The 1923-nt window shown below is 66.9% G+C and carries 2 protein-coding genes; both read left to right on the forward strand.

Annotated features, from left to right (window positions below; genetic code table 11):
- On the forward strand, nt 1-1034 hold a 1034-nt coding region (gene istA, locus RH90_RS21880), incomplete at its 5' end, for an IS21 family transposase (protein ID WP_010189275.1).
- Nucleotides 1021-1749: an IS21-like element helper ATPase IstB gene (gene istB / locus RH90_RS21885; protein WP_010189277.1), complete on the forward strand. Its 729-nt coding sequence runs from the start codon at nt 1021-1023 to the stop codon at nt 1747-1749. The genes istA and istB, both read left to right, overlap by 14 nt.
- Nucleotides 1750-1923: the final 174 nt, after the last annotated feature.

Here is a 1923-nt window from a genome sequence, read left to right on the forward strand (position 1 = left end):
CATCGCGGGCGGTGTATGTTCGGGCTTATCCGCGCGAGACGCAGGAGATGGTGTTCGACGCGCATGCGCGCGGCTTCGCCTTCTTCGGGGGGGTGCCGCTGCGCGGCATCTACGACAACATGAAGACCGCGGTGACGACCGTGTTCGTCGGCAAGGAGCGCGTGTTCAACCGTCGCTTCCTGGTGATGGCGGATCATTACATGGTCGAGCCGACCGCCTGCTCGCCGGCCGCCGGCTGGGAGAAGGGCCAGGTCGAGCATCAGGTCCAGACGATCCGAGGGCGGCTCTTCAAGCCCAGGCTGCGGTTCGCCAGCCTGGAGGAACTGAACGGCTGGCTGGAAGCCGAGTGCCGCCGCTGGGCGGAGATGCATGCGCACCCCGAGCATAAAGAGATGACGGTCGCGCAGGCGCTGGAGTTGGAACGGCCCGCGCTCCAGCCGATGCTCGCACCGTTTGACGGCTTCCACGAGACGCAGCATGCGGTGACCGGGACCTGCCTGATCAGCTTCGATCGGAACCGCTACTCGGTTGCCGCCAAGGCGGTGCGTCGTGCGGTCCAGGTCCGGGCCTATGCCGACCGGATCGTCGTGCGGATGGGCGACGAAGTGATCGCCGATCATCCCCGGTTCTTCGGTCGCGACCGGACGATCTACGACCCCTGGCATTATCTGCCGGTGCTGGTGAACAAGCCTGGCGCGCTGCGCAACGGGGCGCCGTTCCAAGGCTGGGATCTACCGCCTGCGCTCGCTCGGCTGCGCCGCAAGCTCGGCAGCGATGACGATGCCGATCGGCGGTTCGTCCGCGTTCTTGCGGCCGTCCTCAGCGATGGCCTGGATGCCGTCGAGGGGGCCGTTCGCGAAGCGCTCGACGCCGGTGCGGTCAGCGACGAGGTGATCCTCAACATCCTGTCACGGCGGCGAGAGCCGCCCCGGCTTGCATCCATCGTCACGTCTGAGGATCTGACGCTGATGCACCCGCCGATCGCCAACTGCGCCCGCTACGACAGCCTGCGAGGCCTCCATGCAGCGGCATGAGATGATCGACGCGATGCGCGGGCTCGGGCTCAAGGGCATGGCAGGCGCGTTCGACGACGCGGTCACCACAGGGATCCAGCGCAAGCGCACTGCGATGGAGATCCTGAGCGATCTGTTGCGCGCCGAGGGCGCGCATCGCCACGCCGCCTCGATCCGCTACCGCATGACGGCTGCCAGACTGCCGGTCGTGAAGGACCTCGACGCGTTCGTGTTCGAGAACACCCCGATCAACGAAGGGCTGGTGCGCTCGCTTCACGCAGGCTCGTTCCTGCCGGGGCGCCGCAACGTCGTGCTGGTCGGGGGCACCGGCACCGGCAAGACCCACCTCGCCAGCGCGATCGCCGCCAGCGTCATCCGCGCCGGTGCCCGCGGTCGCTACTTCAACACTGTCGATCTGGTGACGCAGCTCGAGGAGGAGACGCGGATCGGCAAGGCCGGCGCGCTCGCGGCCCAGATGCGCCGCCACGAGCTCGTGGTGCTCGACGAGCTTGGCTATCTGCCGTTCGCCCGCTCGGGCGGCCAGCTGCTGTTCCACCTGATCAGCAAGCTCTACGAGCACACGTCGGTGATCATCACCACCAACCTGACGTTCGGCGAATGGCCCAGCGTGTTCGGCGATCCCAAAATGACGACCGCGCTGCTCGATCGCATCACCCACCACTGCGACATCGTCGAAACCGGCAACGACAGCTGGCGCTTCAAGAACCGCAGCTGATCCCGGAACGGTACCCAGAAAGAGCTGTTCGCGGTGCTCGCGCCTCCGGTCGGGCTACGCCCTCCCTACGCCGCGAGCACCGCGAACGGCACTCCATCATCGACGTCGGCTCAATGCTGTTAGGGGGTCCCTCTTCGACGCCGATCGGGGGTCCCGGTTCAACGCCTATTTACA

The organism is Sphingomonas sp. PAMC 26605, assembly GCF_000241485.1.
In the GTDB taxonomy this organism is placed as follows: domain Bacteria; phylum Pseudomonadota; class Alphaproteobacteria; order Sphingomonadales; family Sphingomonadaceae; genus Sphingomonas.